The sequence below is a fragment of the Enterobacter sp. 241F3 genome, assembly GCF_034106785.1.
In the GTDB taxonomy this organism is placed as follows: Bacteria; Pseudomonadota; Gammaproteobacteria; order Enterobacterales; family Enterobacteriaceae; genus Enterobacter; species Enterobacter vonholyi.
The window spans coordinates 1,495,890-1,510,215 of record NZ_JAWNDD010000001.1; the positions used below are offsets into that span (position 1 = coordinate 1,495,890).

The following is a 14,326-nucleotide window of genomic DNA, read 5'->3' on the forward strand; positions in this document are numbered from 1 at the left end:
CTCATGTCGTAAAAGGATCATCTGGTGCGAATCGCGACGATAACAAACTGGGCCTATGGGGCCACGGTCTGCCTGACCATCGCCTCCGGCATCATCATGCTGATGGCGTCCAATGCGGATAACCTCGAGCGCCAGGCCGTTGAACAACGGCAGAAATTCGATCAGCTGACGGAAGATATCGAAACCGATATCTGGGCGCAGTCTGATTTAGCACGGCTGTACGTCATCAAAAAAGATCCTCAGGCTCTCAAGGAATATAACCAGGCAGAAAACAGCCTGAAGCGCATCGAGCTTCGGCTGGAAAAGCTGCAGGATAATGGCGCATCGGATGAAGAACTGGCCCTGCTGCATGAAGGAATAAAGATCGTCGATGAGCTGCAGGACGAACAGCAAACCGCCCTCGCCAGCCTTGAACGCGGAGAAGACGCCCAGGCCGTAGCCTTGCTCTATGGTCAGCCCTATGAGCAGGAGCTTGAGCGCGCGCAGAATCAGCTCGATCACTTCCGCCAGATACTCGATAAGCGCGTCATCGCCGCCGTTCAGGAGGCGACAAAAAAATCGAAAGCGCTGCGTACCGCCTCTGAGCTGACGGTCGGCCTGACCGCCCTGCTGTTCCTGTTTGTGCTCGGCTTTATATTAAAACGCCGCGTGCTGCGTCCCGTGGTCCGCCTGAGCGACGTGGTGCACCGTCTGGCATCCCAGGATTACGCGGTTGAAACGCCCAATTTCAACCAGATCGATGAGATAGGCGATATGGCCCAGGCCATCAGCATCTTTCGTGAAAACGGCCTGGCGCGGCAGCGTCTGGAAAAAGAGCGCGATGCCGACTGGGCCATCCGCGAGCTGCTGGCGCGCATGACCCAGCGGCTGCAGGGGTGTGAGAACTTTAACGATGTGATTAACGTGGCGGAGCTGTTTGCTCCCAATATCGCGCCGGGGATCGCGGGCCGACTCTACGTCCTTGATCGCGAACCGTGGCAGATGCGCTGCGTCGCGCAATGGCTCTCGCCGGTTGGTGAAGAGACGACGTTCCATCCGGACGAGTGCTGGGCCGTGCGTCGCGGGCAGAGTCACCCGCCGGTGAACGGCGAGCCGGATATTGCCTGCTACCATCTTCCCGCATCACAGGCGGAAAGCGCGCTTTGCGTGCCGCTTATCGCTCAGGGCGAGGCCATAGGCCTGCTCTCCTTCCAGAATATCACAGCGGACAATGCCCCTTCTCGCGCGTATCTGGAACTGATGGCCGAGGCGCTCGGGCTCGCGCTGGCCAACCAGCGTCTGCGCGACGCGTTGCTGGAAAAAGCGTTGTTTGACCCGCTCACCGGCCTGCGTAACCGTCATCATCTGGAAGATACCCTGCAAACCCAAACGGCGCAGGCGATACGCACTGGCGTACCGTTAAGCTGCATGATGATTGATATTGACCACTTCAAGAGCATCAACGACCGTTTCGGTCATGAAGCAGGCGATCTGGTGATCAAAAGCGTGGCGTCAATTGTTCAGCGGGCCGCACATGATAACGGGCTGGCATTCCGCTACGGGGGCGAGGAGTTTCTGGTGCTGCTTTCCGGTGCCGATGAAGCAGAAGCGTACGCCTGCGCGCAGAAGATTTACACCGGCGTGCATGAGCTGTCGATTCGCTACGGGCTGACCGAGATTGGGCCGGTGGACGTGTCGATTGGCATTGCCAGCTACCCGCAACATGCCCAGACCGACAACCTGCTGCGCGCTGCGGATGTTGCGCTATACCGGGCAAAAGAGCTGGGACGCGCGCGGATTGTGAGTTTTGGGATGCTGGAGGCGGGCTGACGCTGATTCTCGCGCCCTGACTTTCCCCGATTCAGGCGCGCGTGATAGCCCAAAGCACCACAATCCCCAGGGCATTGCTCCGCTTTTCCACATACAGGGTGGTATCGGAATAAACGTTACCCTGCGGGTTACAGATGCGGATCTCCTTCTTTAATTCCGGCTCGTAGACTTCCGCACCCGAGCAGCTGTGGCGGGTACTGGACTCATACCGGTAAGGTTTGCTCCAGGCCGAATAGACCCCCTCCAGCAGCCAGGCCGTTGTAAAGACCACGAACATGGCAACCGGCAGGCTGCAAATAAAGAAGCCGAGGTAGATTTTTACCGCGTCAGCAAGGCGCTTACCTTTCAGTCCCCCCTTTCTGATGAAATAGACCATCGGCACCAGCGCCAGCAGCAACGTCCCACAGGCAAGGTACTGCTCCCCGCGGATCGAAAGGTATGTCACGCGGTAAATGTTGACTGACCAGACCACAAAACCCGATATCAGTGCTATCCCGCCCGCGATGAGAGGGATCCAAAAGGAAAATCGCGCTTTTTTCATGGTGGACTCGTCCTTGTCATTCTTGTCGGGTCAGAAGGTCAATCATTGCCCGGGTGGCTGCTGACTGACGTCGGTGCGGGGCAAACAGCACGGAGAAAGGTCGCGATCGTCCCCGAAGGTGCGGCAGCACCTCAACTAACTGGCCGCGCTCTATTCTGTCGCGAACGATAAATTCATAGCTCTGGCAGATCCCCATCCCCTGCTCCGCCAGCGAAACCACGCCGAGTACATCGTCTGATATTTCGATAGTTGAACCCGGCATCCAGTCAATATCGCGCCCTTCGTCATGAAATACCCAGGGGGCGATACGCCCGGTGCGCGGCATGATAAACGGCAGGCACTGATGGCGCTGCAGCTCTTCCAGCGTCCGAGGCTTTCCTCTCCGATGCAGGTAGTCCGGAGAGGCGACCAGAAGCAATGCCGCGTCTTCCAGCTTACGCGCCACCAGCCCGCTGTCAGGCAACTGCCCCAGACGGATCGCCAGATCGAACCCCTCTGCGATCAGGTCAACGTTGCGATTAGTAATGTTCAGCTCCACCTGTACGCGCGGGTAACGTTGATTATAGTGCGCCAGCAGCGGCGGCAGGCGGTAATGGGCATAGGTGGTCGGGACACTCATTCTCACGCGACCGGTCAGCTCCCCCTCCTGACCCCGGCCAACGCGTTCGGCGTCATCGAGAAGAGAAAACGCTGAGCGAGCCTGCTCAAGATAGACGCGTCCGGCTTCGGTCAGCCCCACCCGGCGGGTCGTGCGCTGTAACATCTGTCGTCCAAGACGCGCTTCCAGGCGAGTAACCGCGCGGCTCAGTACCGAAGGGGTGGTTGAAAGGGCAACCGCTGCGCCCGTAAATGAGCCGTGTTCAACCACAGCAATGAACACTTCAACGTCGCCTAGGTAATCGAATTTCCGGCTCATTTTGCTCTCTCAGGAACAAATGTTTTTCAATTAGGCTAATTTATCTCCCGTTGGGCGATGAGTAAAGTGGCCAGCATTCATCACCTGAACGTTCCACTGGAGCCTGTCAATGTTCAACCGCCCCCTTATTCTGCCCGCCATCGCAATGGCGGCACTGTTCTCTTTCCCGAGTGTTGTCAACGCGGCGAACCACGCGCCTCTGGATCGCTGGCGAAGCTATGCCGGTATGAGCTGGGATACCGCTCAAGACGGAAAGATACCGGCGGCGTTCTCCGGTTCGGTCAATGCTCCTATTGCGGGTATCCACTTTGATGCAAAGGACCGGGCCTTTGTCAGCACGCCCCGGCTGGTTTCCGCCGCAGCACCCGCCACGTTAAGCATTCTGGATACAACGGTACAGTCCGGCCCTGCCCGCCTGACGGCGTTTCCCTCCCGCGAGGGGAATGCGGTGAACACCGATCCCGCTCAGAGCCTGCGTAACGTGCTCGGTTTTTATATTGACCGTAAAAACGGCTGGCTATGGGCGCTGGACATGGGGTTTGTTGCAGGCGAAACAGAGTCCCCCGCGGGGTCGCAAAAACTGGTCGTGCTGGATCTCAGCTCAGGCCGAACCATTAAACGTATCGCCCTGGACGGCGTAGCGGACCGCAAGGCAAGTTTCCTTAATGATGTGGTTGTCGATGAGAACCGCCGTGTCGCCTATATCTCCGACAGCGGCTCGCGGAGTGCTCCTGAAAACCAGGTGGGACTAATTATCGTTGATTTCGCCGCCGGTACAGCCCGGCGCGTGCTCGATCGTCATCCTGCGCTGCAGATTGAGCCAGGCGTTAACGTCGTCTCGCACGGGGCTGAAGTCTGGCCAGGTAAACCATTACTGATAGGTATCAATGGCATTGCGCTTTCACCCGATGCGGGCACGCTGTACTGGACGGTGACAACCGGCACGCGCGCGTATGCGGTACCGACCGCGATACTGAGGCAGCCCGCGTCAACCGATGCGCAAATTGCCGGGCAGATCCGCAATCTGGGGAGCGTGGGGGGCAACACCGACGGAATGGTGACAGATGTAAAAGGTAACCTCTACATTACCGATGTCACACGCAATGGCATCGTCAGATACGATCCTGAGAGCCTTTCCATGTCGCTGATTGCGGCAAGCGAAGAGGTGCGCTGGCCAGACACGCCGGCAATCCGTCCGAACGGAGACCTGGTATTTACCTCGAGTCGCCTCAATGACCACTTCGCGGGAGCCGTTAAACCGGGAGAAGAACGCTATGATTTGTGGCGCTTGCCTCTCAGTGCTTTACAAAAATAAGAGCAAGTAAACCAGGAGCCCAGCATAAATGGGCTCATAATTTCAGATGATTTTATTTCCTTAAAAGCTGCACGTGATGTCTTTCTCCCGCTCAGAAGGAAGTGGTTAAGATTACGTTCCAGGGAATTGTAGTGAGGCGCGTTTTACTTCGCGCTTCACCGAAGTAACGCACGTTTGCACAAAGTAGGCTGGGCCTCCGCTACTCAAAGGATAAAAAATGAAAACCCAGCAGGTCGATTTTGCTTCTTTATATTTTGGTACACCGGTCGCCATTATCTCCAGCCAAAATCCTGACGGTTCAACAAACCTGAGCCCGATCTCGTCGTGGTGGATCCTTGACCGGAATATCGTGTTCGGGCTTGGCACCTCCGGAAAGTGTTATGAAAATATCACGGGTAATCCCGATATTGTCCTGAACATACCGGACAGCAGGCTCTGGCAGAATATTGAAGCTATCGCAAATAAAACGGGAAAAGCATCGCCACCGGAATGGAAGAAAAAGATGGGATATGTTTTTGAACAGGACAAGTTTAGCTGCGGAAATTTCCATAAAGTAAATGCGGTAACGATTAACTCGTTGAGAATTAAAGAGTATCCTGTACAAATAGAGGCTAAAGTTTGTGGAAGATCGGCGCTGACCGGTTCGCAGGGGAGCCTGGTGTCCGTTGATGCCATGATAACCTGCGTCCACATATCTGAAGCATTATTAATTCGTACTCAGAGGGGTGTAAAATTTAATGTGGAGAAATGGAACCCCCTCTATTACATATTTCGCCACTATTTCACGCTGGGTCACCGACTCGGTCAAAATTTCCGACACGATGAGTAATCCGGTCTTATGACAGCGGAAAGATTTAAACTTTTCGTGATATTCTTTCTTTACGCCCCTTAGTTCCTATACTCGAGCCATATTCGCCACTGTATTACCACATGTCATGCACGATACGTTGTGCATGACAGGTGATGGTATTTTGTTCTGGAAAAACGTCTATGTCGAAACTGGATTTGAGGTCCAAAAAAACCTGGGGTGCGCTGGCTGCGATCGCCGTTGTCGCCGGTACGCTGGCTTCTGCTTTTGCATGGACGGCGGGCTGGCTTGGGTCACGCACGGTCAGCCAGGCACTGGTGGGTGAAACACCGAAACCCTTTCCGCCAGGTTTTCGTCGCGCGCATGGAAAAGGCATCTGCTTTGCTGGTACCTTTATGCCAAACGGCTCGGCTGATTCCCTTTCAACCTCCCGCCTCTTCTCGCAGCAGGAAGTGCCCGTGGTGGGCCGATTCTCTATTGGTACTGGCGATCCCCATGCCCCGGATAGTACGACCAAAACCCTGAGCATGGCGCTGCTGCTGAAGACAGATGACAAGCAACAATGGCGAATGGCGATGAACAACGAGCCTTTCTTCGCCACGCACAGCCCGGAAGGTTTTCTGGCCTTGCGAAAAGCCACTGCTGTTGATGCAGCCACCGGAAAACCGGACCCGCAGCGTCTCAAAGACTTTTTAAAAGCGTACCCTGAGGCGGAGAAATATCTTAAATGGGCGGCACAAAAACCCGCGCCCGGCAGCTTCGCGGGCGCGACGTTTTACAGCATTAACGCCTTTTACCTTGTGAACGCGCAGGGGGATCGCCAGGCCGTTCGCTGGATGATGCGTCCGCACGAGCCTTTCCTGTCGATAAGCGATGAGCAACGACAGAAAGCCGATGACAACTTCCTGTTTGAAAACCTGCGTCAGCGCCTGGCGCAAAAGCCACTCTACTGGGATTACGTTTTGCAGCTCGCTCAGCCGGGCGATCCGGTAGACGATCCTTCCCAGCCATGGCCGGACGATCGCAAAAAGATGGTGGCCGGCACGCTGGAAGTGACGCGCGTCGAAGCACAATCCACAGGCGCGTGCCGCGACGTTAACTTTGATCCTTCTGTCGTTCCAGCAGGCGTTGCGGTGGCTGATGATCCCATCTTAAACGCCCGCTCCGCTGCCTACTCCCACTCTTTCAGCCGCCGCGAGCGGGAAATCGGCTACGGCAAGGCCACCGAAGCCGTGCAAAAGCAGGAGGTAAAATGAGCTCGAATAAAGATATGCGAGAGCACGCGCCGCAGCATTTCAATATCCTGGCGCGAAGCCTGCACTGGCTGATGGCGGTGATGATCCTGGCGATGCTGTTCATCGGTGTCGCGATGATGACGTCGTTGCATCACCGGATTTGGTTAATCGACCTGCACCGGCCGCTGGGTGTCGCCATTTTACTGCTGGCACTGGTGCGTCTGGTCAACCGGCTTCTTAGCCGGACGCCGCCACTTCCTGCCGATTTGCCCGTCTGGCAGGTGCTTGCCGCAAAGGCATCACACTGGATGCTGTATGCGCTAATGCTGGCAATGCCGCTGCTGGGCTGGGCGCAACTGTCGGCAGCGGGCCTGCCGATTGTGATGTTTGATGGCGTCAACCTGCCGGCGATTGTCCCTGCCAGTCCAGCACTGTATGCCTGGTGTCACGACGCCCATAGGCTTCTGGCAAAGCTGCTTTTTGCTGTGGTGCTGGTCCATCTCTCTGCGGCACTCGTTCATGCATGGATCTACCGGGACGCAGTGTTTTCCAGCATGGCGAAAGGGGGTAAGTCGGCGGCGGCCACCCAGGATGGCCTCAAGTAAGCAAAGCGGTATGGGATACGCACAATCTGATGTTCGTGTCCTTGCTTATCAACGTCATCCTGAAACTACGGACACAACCGGGGCGCGTATTTAGTCTCCAGATTCGCGTCCCAAAAAGCCACGGACATCCAAAAATTGTCGTGGAAGTTAATATCAATCAATTAAAGCGATTATTTTTTAAACAGAAGAGCATTTATGCCCGCAATTTTAGCTTTTATCAAAAAGTTAAGCGTCGCTCGAGTATCAAACACCCTGCCACCTGCAACACCTAACTCATTGATTAAAATGAGTTTATATCAATAAAAACGATAAAACCCCTTACTTCCCAACAAAATATATCAACTCGTGTGATATCTAAATTATAATTCTTATACTTACGTTAAAAAGGTGGAGGTCAAAATGCGATTAACCCTACTGCTGTTATGCTGTCTTGTACAAAGTGTAACCTGGGCTGGCGACCTGCCAAAACCAGTTGGTAAACCCATTTTAACGATTTACGGTAATATAGAAAATACCAACGAAAATGGAAAAGCAGTGTTTGATCTCGCCAGCCTTGAAAAACTTGGAGTAGTGAGTTTCGAGACGACCTCCCCCTGGTATAACGGTCGTACGAAGTTTGAGGGTGTCCCAATGAGCAAGCTCATGGATTATGTGGGTGCAAAAGGTACAAACGTTAATGTTATTGCGCTCAATGATTACTCAACCGTCATCCCTCTCAGCGACTTTAAAAAATACAACGCCATACTTGCCTTAAAGGTCAATGGCGAATATATGCGCATCCGCGATAAAGGCCCATCGTTCATTGTATACCCCTATGACAGTCTTCCTGAGTTGAATAATCAGATTTATTACTCACGATCAGCATGGCAGGTTAGCAAAATGAAGATTGAGTAGTCGTTCAGGAGAACATAATGAACAGGATACTGGTTGGTATCATTTTTTCTCTTTTTATCACGACAGGATATATTGCATTCCTTGTTTACGATCGACAGCAGGAATTGCAAAAACTGACTCAATACACTGAGTCCTGGTCCGTGGCACAACTGGTATCAGAGTATTACCGTTTTGAATCATGGCTTGGTCTATACGCAACCGATACCGATGACGTTACGATAGACCAGGTCCGCATGCGCCTCGAAATTATGCTTAGCCAGGCCGATTTAATGAAGGGGGGAGATTTAGGTCGCTACATTGACAGCGATAAAACGCATCAGGAGCTGGCTTTACGCTTAGAAAAAATACTGACCTATCTCGATAGTCATCTTGAAAAAATGAGCCATCCGGAGTTAAAGGCATACCTTACAAATATGCATGAGCTCGATGCACCGCTCAGCCAGCTGTCTGCAACGGCATTAACAAAAGATATTAACACTGTTAATGAATCCAACAACAAAATACAAATACTGTATTATATTTACTCCGCACTTTCTTTGCTCTTGGTAATTTTAAGCTTTATTCTTGGCTTCCTAATGATCTACCAGAATAAAAACATTCTGAAAGCACATATGCAGGTCAAAAGCCTGGCTGATGAACTTCAAATATCAAAAGAAAAACTGCAAATTCAGAACTCGAAGCTGGAGTATGATGTTTATCATGACTCCCTCACCGGCATGAAAAACCGCCTTTTCTTCTGGGACGATCTCAACAAAATTAATCTTCAGGCAGATAAAAATCACGTCCCCGTCACGGTGATGTTATTTGATTTAGACCGGTTCAAAGAGGTCAACGATACCTATGGCCACGATACGGGAGATTTGCTCCTGAATCAGGTATCCCGACGGCTGACCTCGATGAGCAGCGCAACGGATACGTTTTACCGTTTAGGCGGAGACGAGTTTGCCCTTCTGTCGAGTGGACTCACCGAAACTGCTGCCGTTTCACGCGCCAAAGAAATCAGCGAGCATATTAGCCAGCCCTATACGATAAATAACCAGCTGATAAAAATCGCCACCTGCGTGGGAATCGTTTTATCTGATAATGAACGACGCTCTGATTATCTTTATAAATTTGCCGATCTGGCGCTCTACGAAGCCAAAAAAGAGGGTTCACAGCAGATAAAAGTTTTCCGTCAATGGATGCTGCAAAAGTTGCAGGAAAGCAGAACTCTTGAACATGATATGGCACTGGCGATCGATAACCGTGAATTCGTTGTTTATTATCAGCCTATTGTCGATTCATTCAGCAATGAGATTTACGGCTATGAAGCGCTGATTCGCTGGATACACCCGGTGAAGGGGATGCTTGCACCAGATTATTTTATTTCCGTCGCTGAAAAAACGGGGATGATCAATCAGATCGGCAAAACCGTGCTTGAGCTTGCCTGCCGGGAAGCAGTTTCCTGGGCCGTTCCGGCAAGGATCTCTGTAAACGTTTCGCCTATTCAGTTGGGAAATAAATCTTTTACAACGATGGTGCAGTCCATCCTGAAAGAGACTGGGTTACCGGCTAGCCGACTTGAGTTAGAGGTAACGGAGTCTTCACTCTTCAGTGACAGCAACATGCCGATCACTATTCTCAAAAAGCTCAGAGCGCTGGGTGTAAAAATTTCTATCGATGATTTCGGAACGGGTTATTCGTCACTCTCAAGACTGAGCGAACTCAATTTTGATAAAATCAAAATCGACAAATCCTTTGTGAATCCGATATCTACGCAGGATGATGCCCTTAATATCGTTAAGTTAATTACCGGCATGGCGAAAAGCCTCAATATGCGGGTTATTGCAGAAGGTGTTGAAACCGAAGCGCAGCTTGAACGCCTTCAGGCGCTTGGCTGCGATCTCGTGCAGGGATACCTGTTCGGAAAACCCCAGGCTGAGATTGACAGTAAGATTAGATACGGTTGAAATGGTTGTCCGGTAGTTTATGGCCCAAAATCATATAGACGATTGATAATCAAAGGTTAAGCAATGAAAAAAACAGCCCCGGCCTATACGCCTGTTGATTTATCTCGTTGGCCAAGGAAGGAGCATTTTGAAGTCTTCCAGTCATTTGCTGAATGCACAATTAACCAAACCGTTCTGATCGACATTACCGCGCTGCGAAAACATATCAAAGCGGTGGGCTGGAAGTTTTACCCGACGATCATTTTTCTCCTTTCTAACATCATGAACCGGCATCCTGAGTTCCGTATGGCCATGAAGGACAATGAGCTTGTCATATGGAATGAAGTTCATCCCAGCTACACCATTTTCCACCCCGAAACGGAGACCTTTTCGTCACTGTGGAGCCACTATGACGGCAATATGCATCACTTCCAGAACACGTATGCTGAAGATACGGCCCGCTATGGAAATAGCCTTTCATACTGGCCTAAGGAAGAGTCCCGGGAAAATGTCTTTTTCGTCTCGTCTATTCCGTGGGTTACGTTTACGAACTTTACGATGAACATTGCGCATATGAAGAACTTCTTTTCGCCTATGTTCACGTTTGGGAAATACTACGAGCAGGATGGAAAAGTGCTGCTGCCGCTCGCGGTGCAGGTGCATCATTCGGTGTGCGATGGCTTCCATGTGGCAAGGATGTTTAATGAGTTGCAGGAGATGTGTGATGGTTTGTCGGGGCTGTCAGAGGAGAGGAATGGCTGATGCACAAGGGACAAATGTTGTTTATTTGATTGTCGGAAGACTACTTTTAAAGATGGTGATAATAGGAACAATACCTATTCACTATTTGATTGATTAGCAATGTAAATCACCTGTTTCATCTTTGGTGATACCCCCAAAGATACCCCCAATGGATTTTTTGTCATTATGGAAATGTCATACTAAGTTGCCTAATCCCTCACATGACAGCTTAATGCCCTGAACTTACGAATAAAATGTGCTAACATTACGAAGTAATGCACAGAGTATGAGCATGCTGTAGCAGGTTGATATATAAGGGTTGTTGTTAGCACTCAAAACAGGCTCAGATGTTCAAAATAATGTGATCAAGTCCACATTCTTGCATTCTATGTGAATGGAGAAAACAGGAATAAAACCACACAGCAAAATTTATATATAAATTAAATCTGACTCGTTCTGTTTTATAAAGTTAAATATTGCATGAGAAAGGATTATATATGAGCACAGTTAAGAAAATTGATACCATTTCATCTTACTTCAAAATTCCCCCTTCAATACTTGATCAATTAGATGTTGTTGATGTTCTGTTAGAATCAGATACATTGCTTTTTATTGACCCAATGCTACTCCCTGAAAGTAAACATTCAGAAATGAAAGATGATGCAGATCAAAAATACATCGACACTTTCACAAAAATAATAAAGCTGCTTAGTGCATGCAAAATAGATAATGACAGTGATATTGCATGGAGAACTGCAAAAAAATTATTTTCATTTTCCGAAATAGGCTGGACATGTCTGGGTTATGGCTCATCAGCCAAAGGCTCAGGATTTGGACCTCAGCTTGTTAATAATACGATGAAAACTGCTCATCAAATTGTAAGTATGGATATTGATGATCCTGATTTATTCATGGTTATGTCATTATTTGAAGAAGGTATTGGGGCTGACCGAATTAGTGACATGACCACCAATATAATATTTGATGCCTTAGTTAAATTTTCAGAAAGAGTAAACATAACACTTAAGATCCCAACAAAAGAATTCACTTTTAAAGGGAATAAATACAACGCACCCCACAATCCATTAACAAATAAGCCACTAATATTAGTTCCTAAAGATATTTTCCGCGACTTACCAATTTCTACAGATTGGAGTGGTGCTGTCCACACAATGAAGGAGAACACTGACTTAAGAGACAGAATCAATACAAATATTGGTAATCTCCTCGCATCTATGACCAAAAAGCAAAAAGATGAAGCCAAACGTCGAGCTTTAGAGAAAAAAGAATATTTTGAGGATTTGCTAACATTAATAAAAGAAGTAGAAAAAGAGCCCTACGATTTCAAAGCGGATAGAAACGGTGAATTATTCTGGTTAAGATTGGCATCTTCAATAGACAAGAAATATCCGTTTAATCTTTCAGGATATAATAAAAAACTAACTTTGGATGATGTTGAACATCTTGTAAGCGATATTTTAAATCAATTCAAGGATCTCATTGAAAACAAAGGGTTATGGAAAGAAATGTGGGCTGATGATAAAAAGCCACGTAAAGAAAAAGCTGCACAACGTTTGCTATTTGCTGTTGCATATTCATATTGTAAAGCAAACAACTTAGATATAAGTCCTGAAGCCGATTCAGGAAATGGCCCCGTTGACTTTAAGCTTTCACAAGGCTTTGAACAAAAAGTATTAGTGGAAGTAAAACTCTCGTCTAATGGAAAGTTATTGCACGGATATGAAAAGCAGCTTGAAATTTATAAAAAAGGGGATGACACTGAACGTGCATTTTTCGTAATAGTTGATATTGGCTATATCGGAGACAAATATCAAAAAGTTCAGCAATCCAGAATTGCTGCCGAAAAAGAAGGAAAGAAAGTTTCAAAAATTATTCACATCGATGCTCAACAAAAGGACTCCGCCAGCAAACGCATTTAAATTTACTCAATGCTGACTAAATTGAACATACGAAAACCTGAGCCATGTCACCGCATAAAAATAGTATCTGCGAGCAGTTCCACCGAACGATATCGCAGGAGTTTTATCAGGTGACCTTCCGCAAAAATTGTACGGAGATCTCGGCACATTACAGTCGGATTTTGATGAATGGCTGGCTCACTATAATAATGAAAGCACCCATCAGGTAAAAATGTGCTGTAGGCGAACGCCAATGGAAACGTTACTTGATGGGACACTCATCTGAGTCAAGAAAAATTTAACCCAGATGTAATCTGACAGATTCCTGTATAAATAACCGGCAACTGTCAAATTAGGCCTGAGCTAATACACGCGCATTGGTTTTGACCAGATTGGACACTCCAAATTTGACAGTCAGGGCTGTCCTTATCCATTGCTTCATCTCAGGTATCGAAAGCATACCGAAAATTGACTACCGCGCCCTCTGGGGCTTGCTCAACAGTTCTCCGACCTAAAAGCGAGTTTTAGGCCGGTTCACCGTTCGGACGTGAGAAACATGATTAGGACTTGGATTTATTTAAAACACTTTCGATATAGGCTTGGCCTTGTGCTTTGTAGGCATCAACATCACTCTCATGAAGATTGGGTATATTAAGCAAAACCCCAAAGACTAATTCTTTATCTACATAACTAATATCACATTCTAAGACTTTGGCAACCTCTGCACCGAAAATAATTTTCTTACGTGTGTTTTCTTTTTTTGTTTGTTGTTTCTTTTTAGCTTCCAAGAAGTATAGACGTTCCTGTGCCGAAGCAATTTGTTGTTTTATTGTTTTTGTTGTCATTTATCTTCTCCCCAATGTTTTCTCTTGTTGGCATACGGGACATCAGCATAATCATAATCTTGCCCAATTTTTTTCTTGATTGATTTTATTTTTATCTTGAACTGTTGTTTAATCTGTCGCTGTTTTGCTTGTTCCCGTATATTAATTACTATTTTTTCGGCTTCTAAATAGGCTTGTTCTGTATCGGTATAGATACCATCATCAAGAAGTCGCTTGGCTTCCCAATCAATGGCTTCATCGTTATTTTTATACATTAAACCTCCTAATACTTTTAATGTATAATTCAATTAACACAATTAAAATAATTATCAATACAAAAGGGAATTGATTTTCCAAGAAATAAACCTAGTTAAAAACCCGTAAACGTAATAGCCCCCAAGGGGGGGCTAGAGTCATGTTAGCATCGGTTCAAATTATCGTTCTTTGCTGAGCATTATTTATGTTTTTCGATTCCTTTAGTATTAACTAGATGCTTACTCATCTTATAATGATATGGAATCATGATAGCATAAGAAAATATTTCCTCATCCGTTATAAACTTTCTGCTTTTATTTTCATCAAGATACTTAACAAAATAAGAGTATGCCTCTTTATCGTATATATTTAATTCCCTAGCTCGATCATGAATTTCTATTAAGCCATAAGAATATTCAATAACATTGAACTCTTTATTTTTACCTTGTGCAATAGAAATTAAATATGCAGAAATTATTTTATCCATTATCAAATTCAACTTACTCAAAACAGCCTCACTATGTGCTGTTTCTAAC

Annotated in this window: 14 protein-coding genes and 1 pseudogene; 10 read left to right on the forward strand and 5 right to left on the reverse strand. The window is 48.0% G+C overall.

Annotation, left to right across the window (positions count from 1 at the left end; all coding sequences use genetic code 11):
* Positions 1-24 precede the first annotated feature (24 nt).
* The gene (locus tag UR504_RS07105; RefSeq protein WP_320739497.1) at positions 25-1,809 is read left to right on the forward strand and encodes a diguanylate cyclase; all 1,785 of its coding nucleotides are present in this window, start codon (positions 25-27) and stop codon (positions 1,807-1,809) included.
* A 31-nt stretch (positions 1,810-1,840) separates the two neighbouring features.
* Here the strand turns inward: UR504_RS07105 and UR504_RS07110 are convergent, their stop codons facing one another.
* The gene (locus tag UR504_RS07110) at positions 1,841-2,350 is read right to left on the reverse strand and encodes a hypothetical protein (RefSeq protein ID WP_302234169.1); all 510 of its coding nucleotides are present in this window, start codon (positions 2,348-2,350) and stop codon (positions 1,841-1,843) included.
* Positions 2,351-2,366: 16 nt separating this feature from the next.
* Positions 2,367-3,266 (reverse strand): LysR family transcriptional regulator, encoded by a 900-nt coding sequence (locus tag UR504_RS07115; protein WP_302234168.1) that lies wholly within the window; start codon positions 3,264-3,266, stop codon positions 2,367-2,369.
* Positions 3,267-3,375: 109 nt separating this feature from the next.
* Between UR504_RS07115 and UR504_RS07120 the strand changes: the two genes are divergently transcribed.
* The 9 genes and pseudogenes from UR504_RS07120 to UR504_RS07160 all read left to right on the forward strand — a co-directional run.
* Positions 3,376-4,581, forward strand: coding sequence for an L-dopachrome tautomerase-related protein (locus UR504_RS07120; RefSeq protein ID WP_302234167.1), 1,206 nt, complete (start codon positions 3,376-3,378; stop codon positions 4,579-4,581).
* Positions 4,582-4,798: 217 nt separating this feature from the next.
* Positions 4,799-5,410 carry a flavin reductase family protein gene (locus UR504_RS07125; RefSeq protein WP_302234166.1) on the forward strand — a complete coding sequence of 204 codons (612 nt, stop codon included), beginning with the start codon at positions 4,799-4,801 and terminating at the stop codon, positions 5,408-5,410.
* 161 nt (positions 5,411-5,571) lie between these two features.
* On the forward strand, positions 5,572-6,645 hold the full coding sequence (locus UR504_RS07130) for a catalase family peroxidase (protein WP_302234164.1): 1,074 nt from the start codon (positions 5,572-5,574) through the stop codon (positions 6,643-6,645).
* Positions 6,642-7,229 (forward strand): cytochrome b, encoded by a 588-nt coding sequence (locus tag UR504_RS07135; RefSeq protein WP_115874307.1) that lies wholly within the window; start codon positions 6,642-6,644, stop codon positions 7,227-7,229. Before UR504_RS07130 ends, UR504_RS07135 begins: the two co-directional genes overlap by 4 nt.
* Before the next feature lie 399 nt (positions 7,230-7,628).
* Entirely contained in the window at positions 7,629-8,123 is a 495-nt protein-coding gene (locus tag UR504_RS07140) for a molybdopterin-dependent oxidoreductase (protein ID WP_024909477.1), read from the forward strand.
* Between the two features lie 17 nt (positions 8,124-8,140).
* Complete coding sequence (locus tag UR504_RS07145) at positions 8,141-10,072, forward strand: putative bifunctional diguanylate cyclase/phosphodiesterase (RefSeq protein ID WP_274242187.1); 1,932 nt, start codon at positions 8,141-8,143, stop codon at positions 10,070-10,072.
* Between the two features lie 63 nt (positions 10,073-10,135).
* Entirely contained in the window at positions 10,136-10,813 is a 678-nt protein-coding gene (catA, locus tag UR504_RS07150) for a type A chloramphenicol O-acetyltransferase (RefSeq protein ID WP_302234158.1), read from the forward strand.
* Between the two features lie 476 nt (positions 10,814-11,289).
* Complete coding sequence (locus UR504_RS07155) at positions 11,290-12,732, forward strand: hypothetical protein (protein ID WP_320739503.1); 1,443 nt, start codon at positions 11,290-11,292, stop codon at positions 12,730-12,732.
* Between the two features lie 20 nt (positions 12,733-12,752).
* Positions 12,753-12,997 (forward strand): annotated as a pseudogene (locus UR504_RS07160) (integrase core domain-containing protein); the annotation flags it as partial.
* Positions 12,998-13,271: 274 nt separating this feature from the next.
* Here the strand turns inward: UR504_RS07160 and UR504_RS07165 are convergent.
* From UR504_RS07165 to UR504_RS07175, 3 genes are all read right to left on the reverse strand, one after another.
* Positions 13,272-13,556 carry a conjugal transfer protein TraD gene (locus UR504_RS07165; protein ID WP_037036489.1) on the reverse strand — a complete coding sequence of 95 codons (285 nt, stop codon included), beginning with the start codon at positions 13,554-13,556 and terminating at the stop codon, positions 13,272-13,274.
* Entirely contained in the window at positions 13,553-13,810 is a 258-nt protein-coding gene (locus UR504_RS07170; protein ID WP_320739506.1) for a hypothetical protein, read from the reverse strand. Before UR504_RS07170 ends, UR504_RS07165 begins: the two co-directional genes overlap by 4 nt.
* Before the next feature lie 179 nt (positions 13,811-13,989).
* Positions 13,990-14,326 (reverse strand): hypothetical protein (locus tag UR504_RS07175; RefSeq protein WP_320739508.1); only part of this gene is annotated, 337 nt, incomplete at its 5' end.

What these genes read in the sequence shown, in the direction of transcription:
- UR504_RS07135 (WP_115874307.1), top strand. Translation starts at nt 6,642, where the DNA reads ATGAGCTCGAATAAAGATATGCGAGAGCACGCGCCGCAGCATTTCAAT.
- UR504_RS07125 (WP_302234166.1), top strand. Translation starts at nt 4,799, where the DNA reads ATGAAAACCCAGCAGGTCGATTTTGCTTCTTTATATTTTGGTACACCG.
- UR504_RS07140 (WP_024909477.1), top strand. Translation starts at nt 7,629, where the DNA reads ATGCGATTAACCCTACTGCTGTTATGCTGTCTTGTACAAAGTGTAACC.
- UR504_RS07170 (WP_320739506.1), bottom strand. Translation starts at nt 13,810, where the DNA reads ATGTATAAAAATAACGATGAAGCCATTGATTGGGAAGCCAAGCGACTT.
- UR504_RS07110 (WP_302234169.1), bottom strand. Translation starts at nt 2,350, where the DNA reads ATGAAAAAAGCGCGATTTTCCTTTTGGATCCCTCTCATCGCGGGCGGG.
- UR504_RS07155 (WP_320739503.1), top strand. Translation starts at nt 11,290, where the DNA reads ATGAGCACAGTTAAGAAAATTGATACCATTTCATCTTACTTCAAAATT.
- UR504_RS07145 (WP_274242187.1), top strand. Translation starts at nt 8,141, where the DNA reads ATGAACAGGATACTGGTTGGTATCATTTTTTCTCTTTTTATCACGACA.
- UR504_RS07115 (WP_302234168.1), bottom strand. Translation starts at nt 3,266, where the DNA reads ATGAGCCGGAAATTCGATTACCTAGGCGACGTTGAAGTGTTCATTGCT.
- UR504_RS07130 (WP_302234164.1), top strand. Translation starts at nt 5,572, where the DNA reads ATGTCGAAACTGGATTTGAGGTCCAAAAAAACCTGGGGTGCGCTGGCT.
- catA (WP_302234158.1), top strand. Translation starts at nt 10,136, where the DNA reads ATGAAAAAAACAGCCCCGGCCTATACGCCTGTTGATTTATCTCGTTGG.
- UR504_RS07165 (WP_037036489.1), bottom strand. Translation starts at nt 13,556, where the DNA reads ATGACAACAAAAACAATAAAACAACAAATTGCTTCGGCACAGGAACGT.
- UR504_RS07120 (WP_302234167.1), top strand. Translation starts at nt 3,376, where the DNA reads ATGTTCAACCGCCCCCTTATTCTGCCCGCCATCGCAATGGCGGCACTG.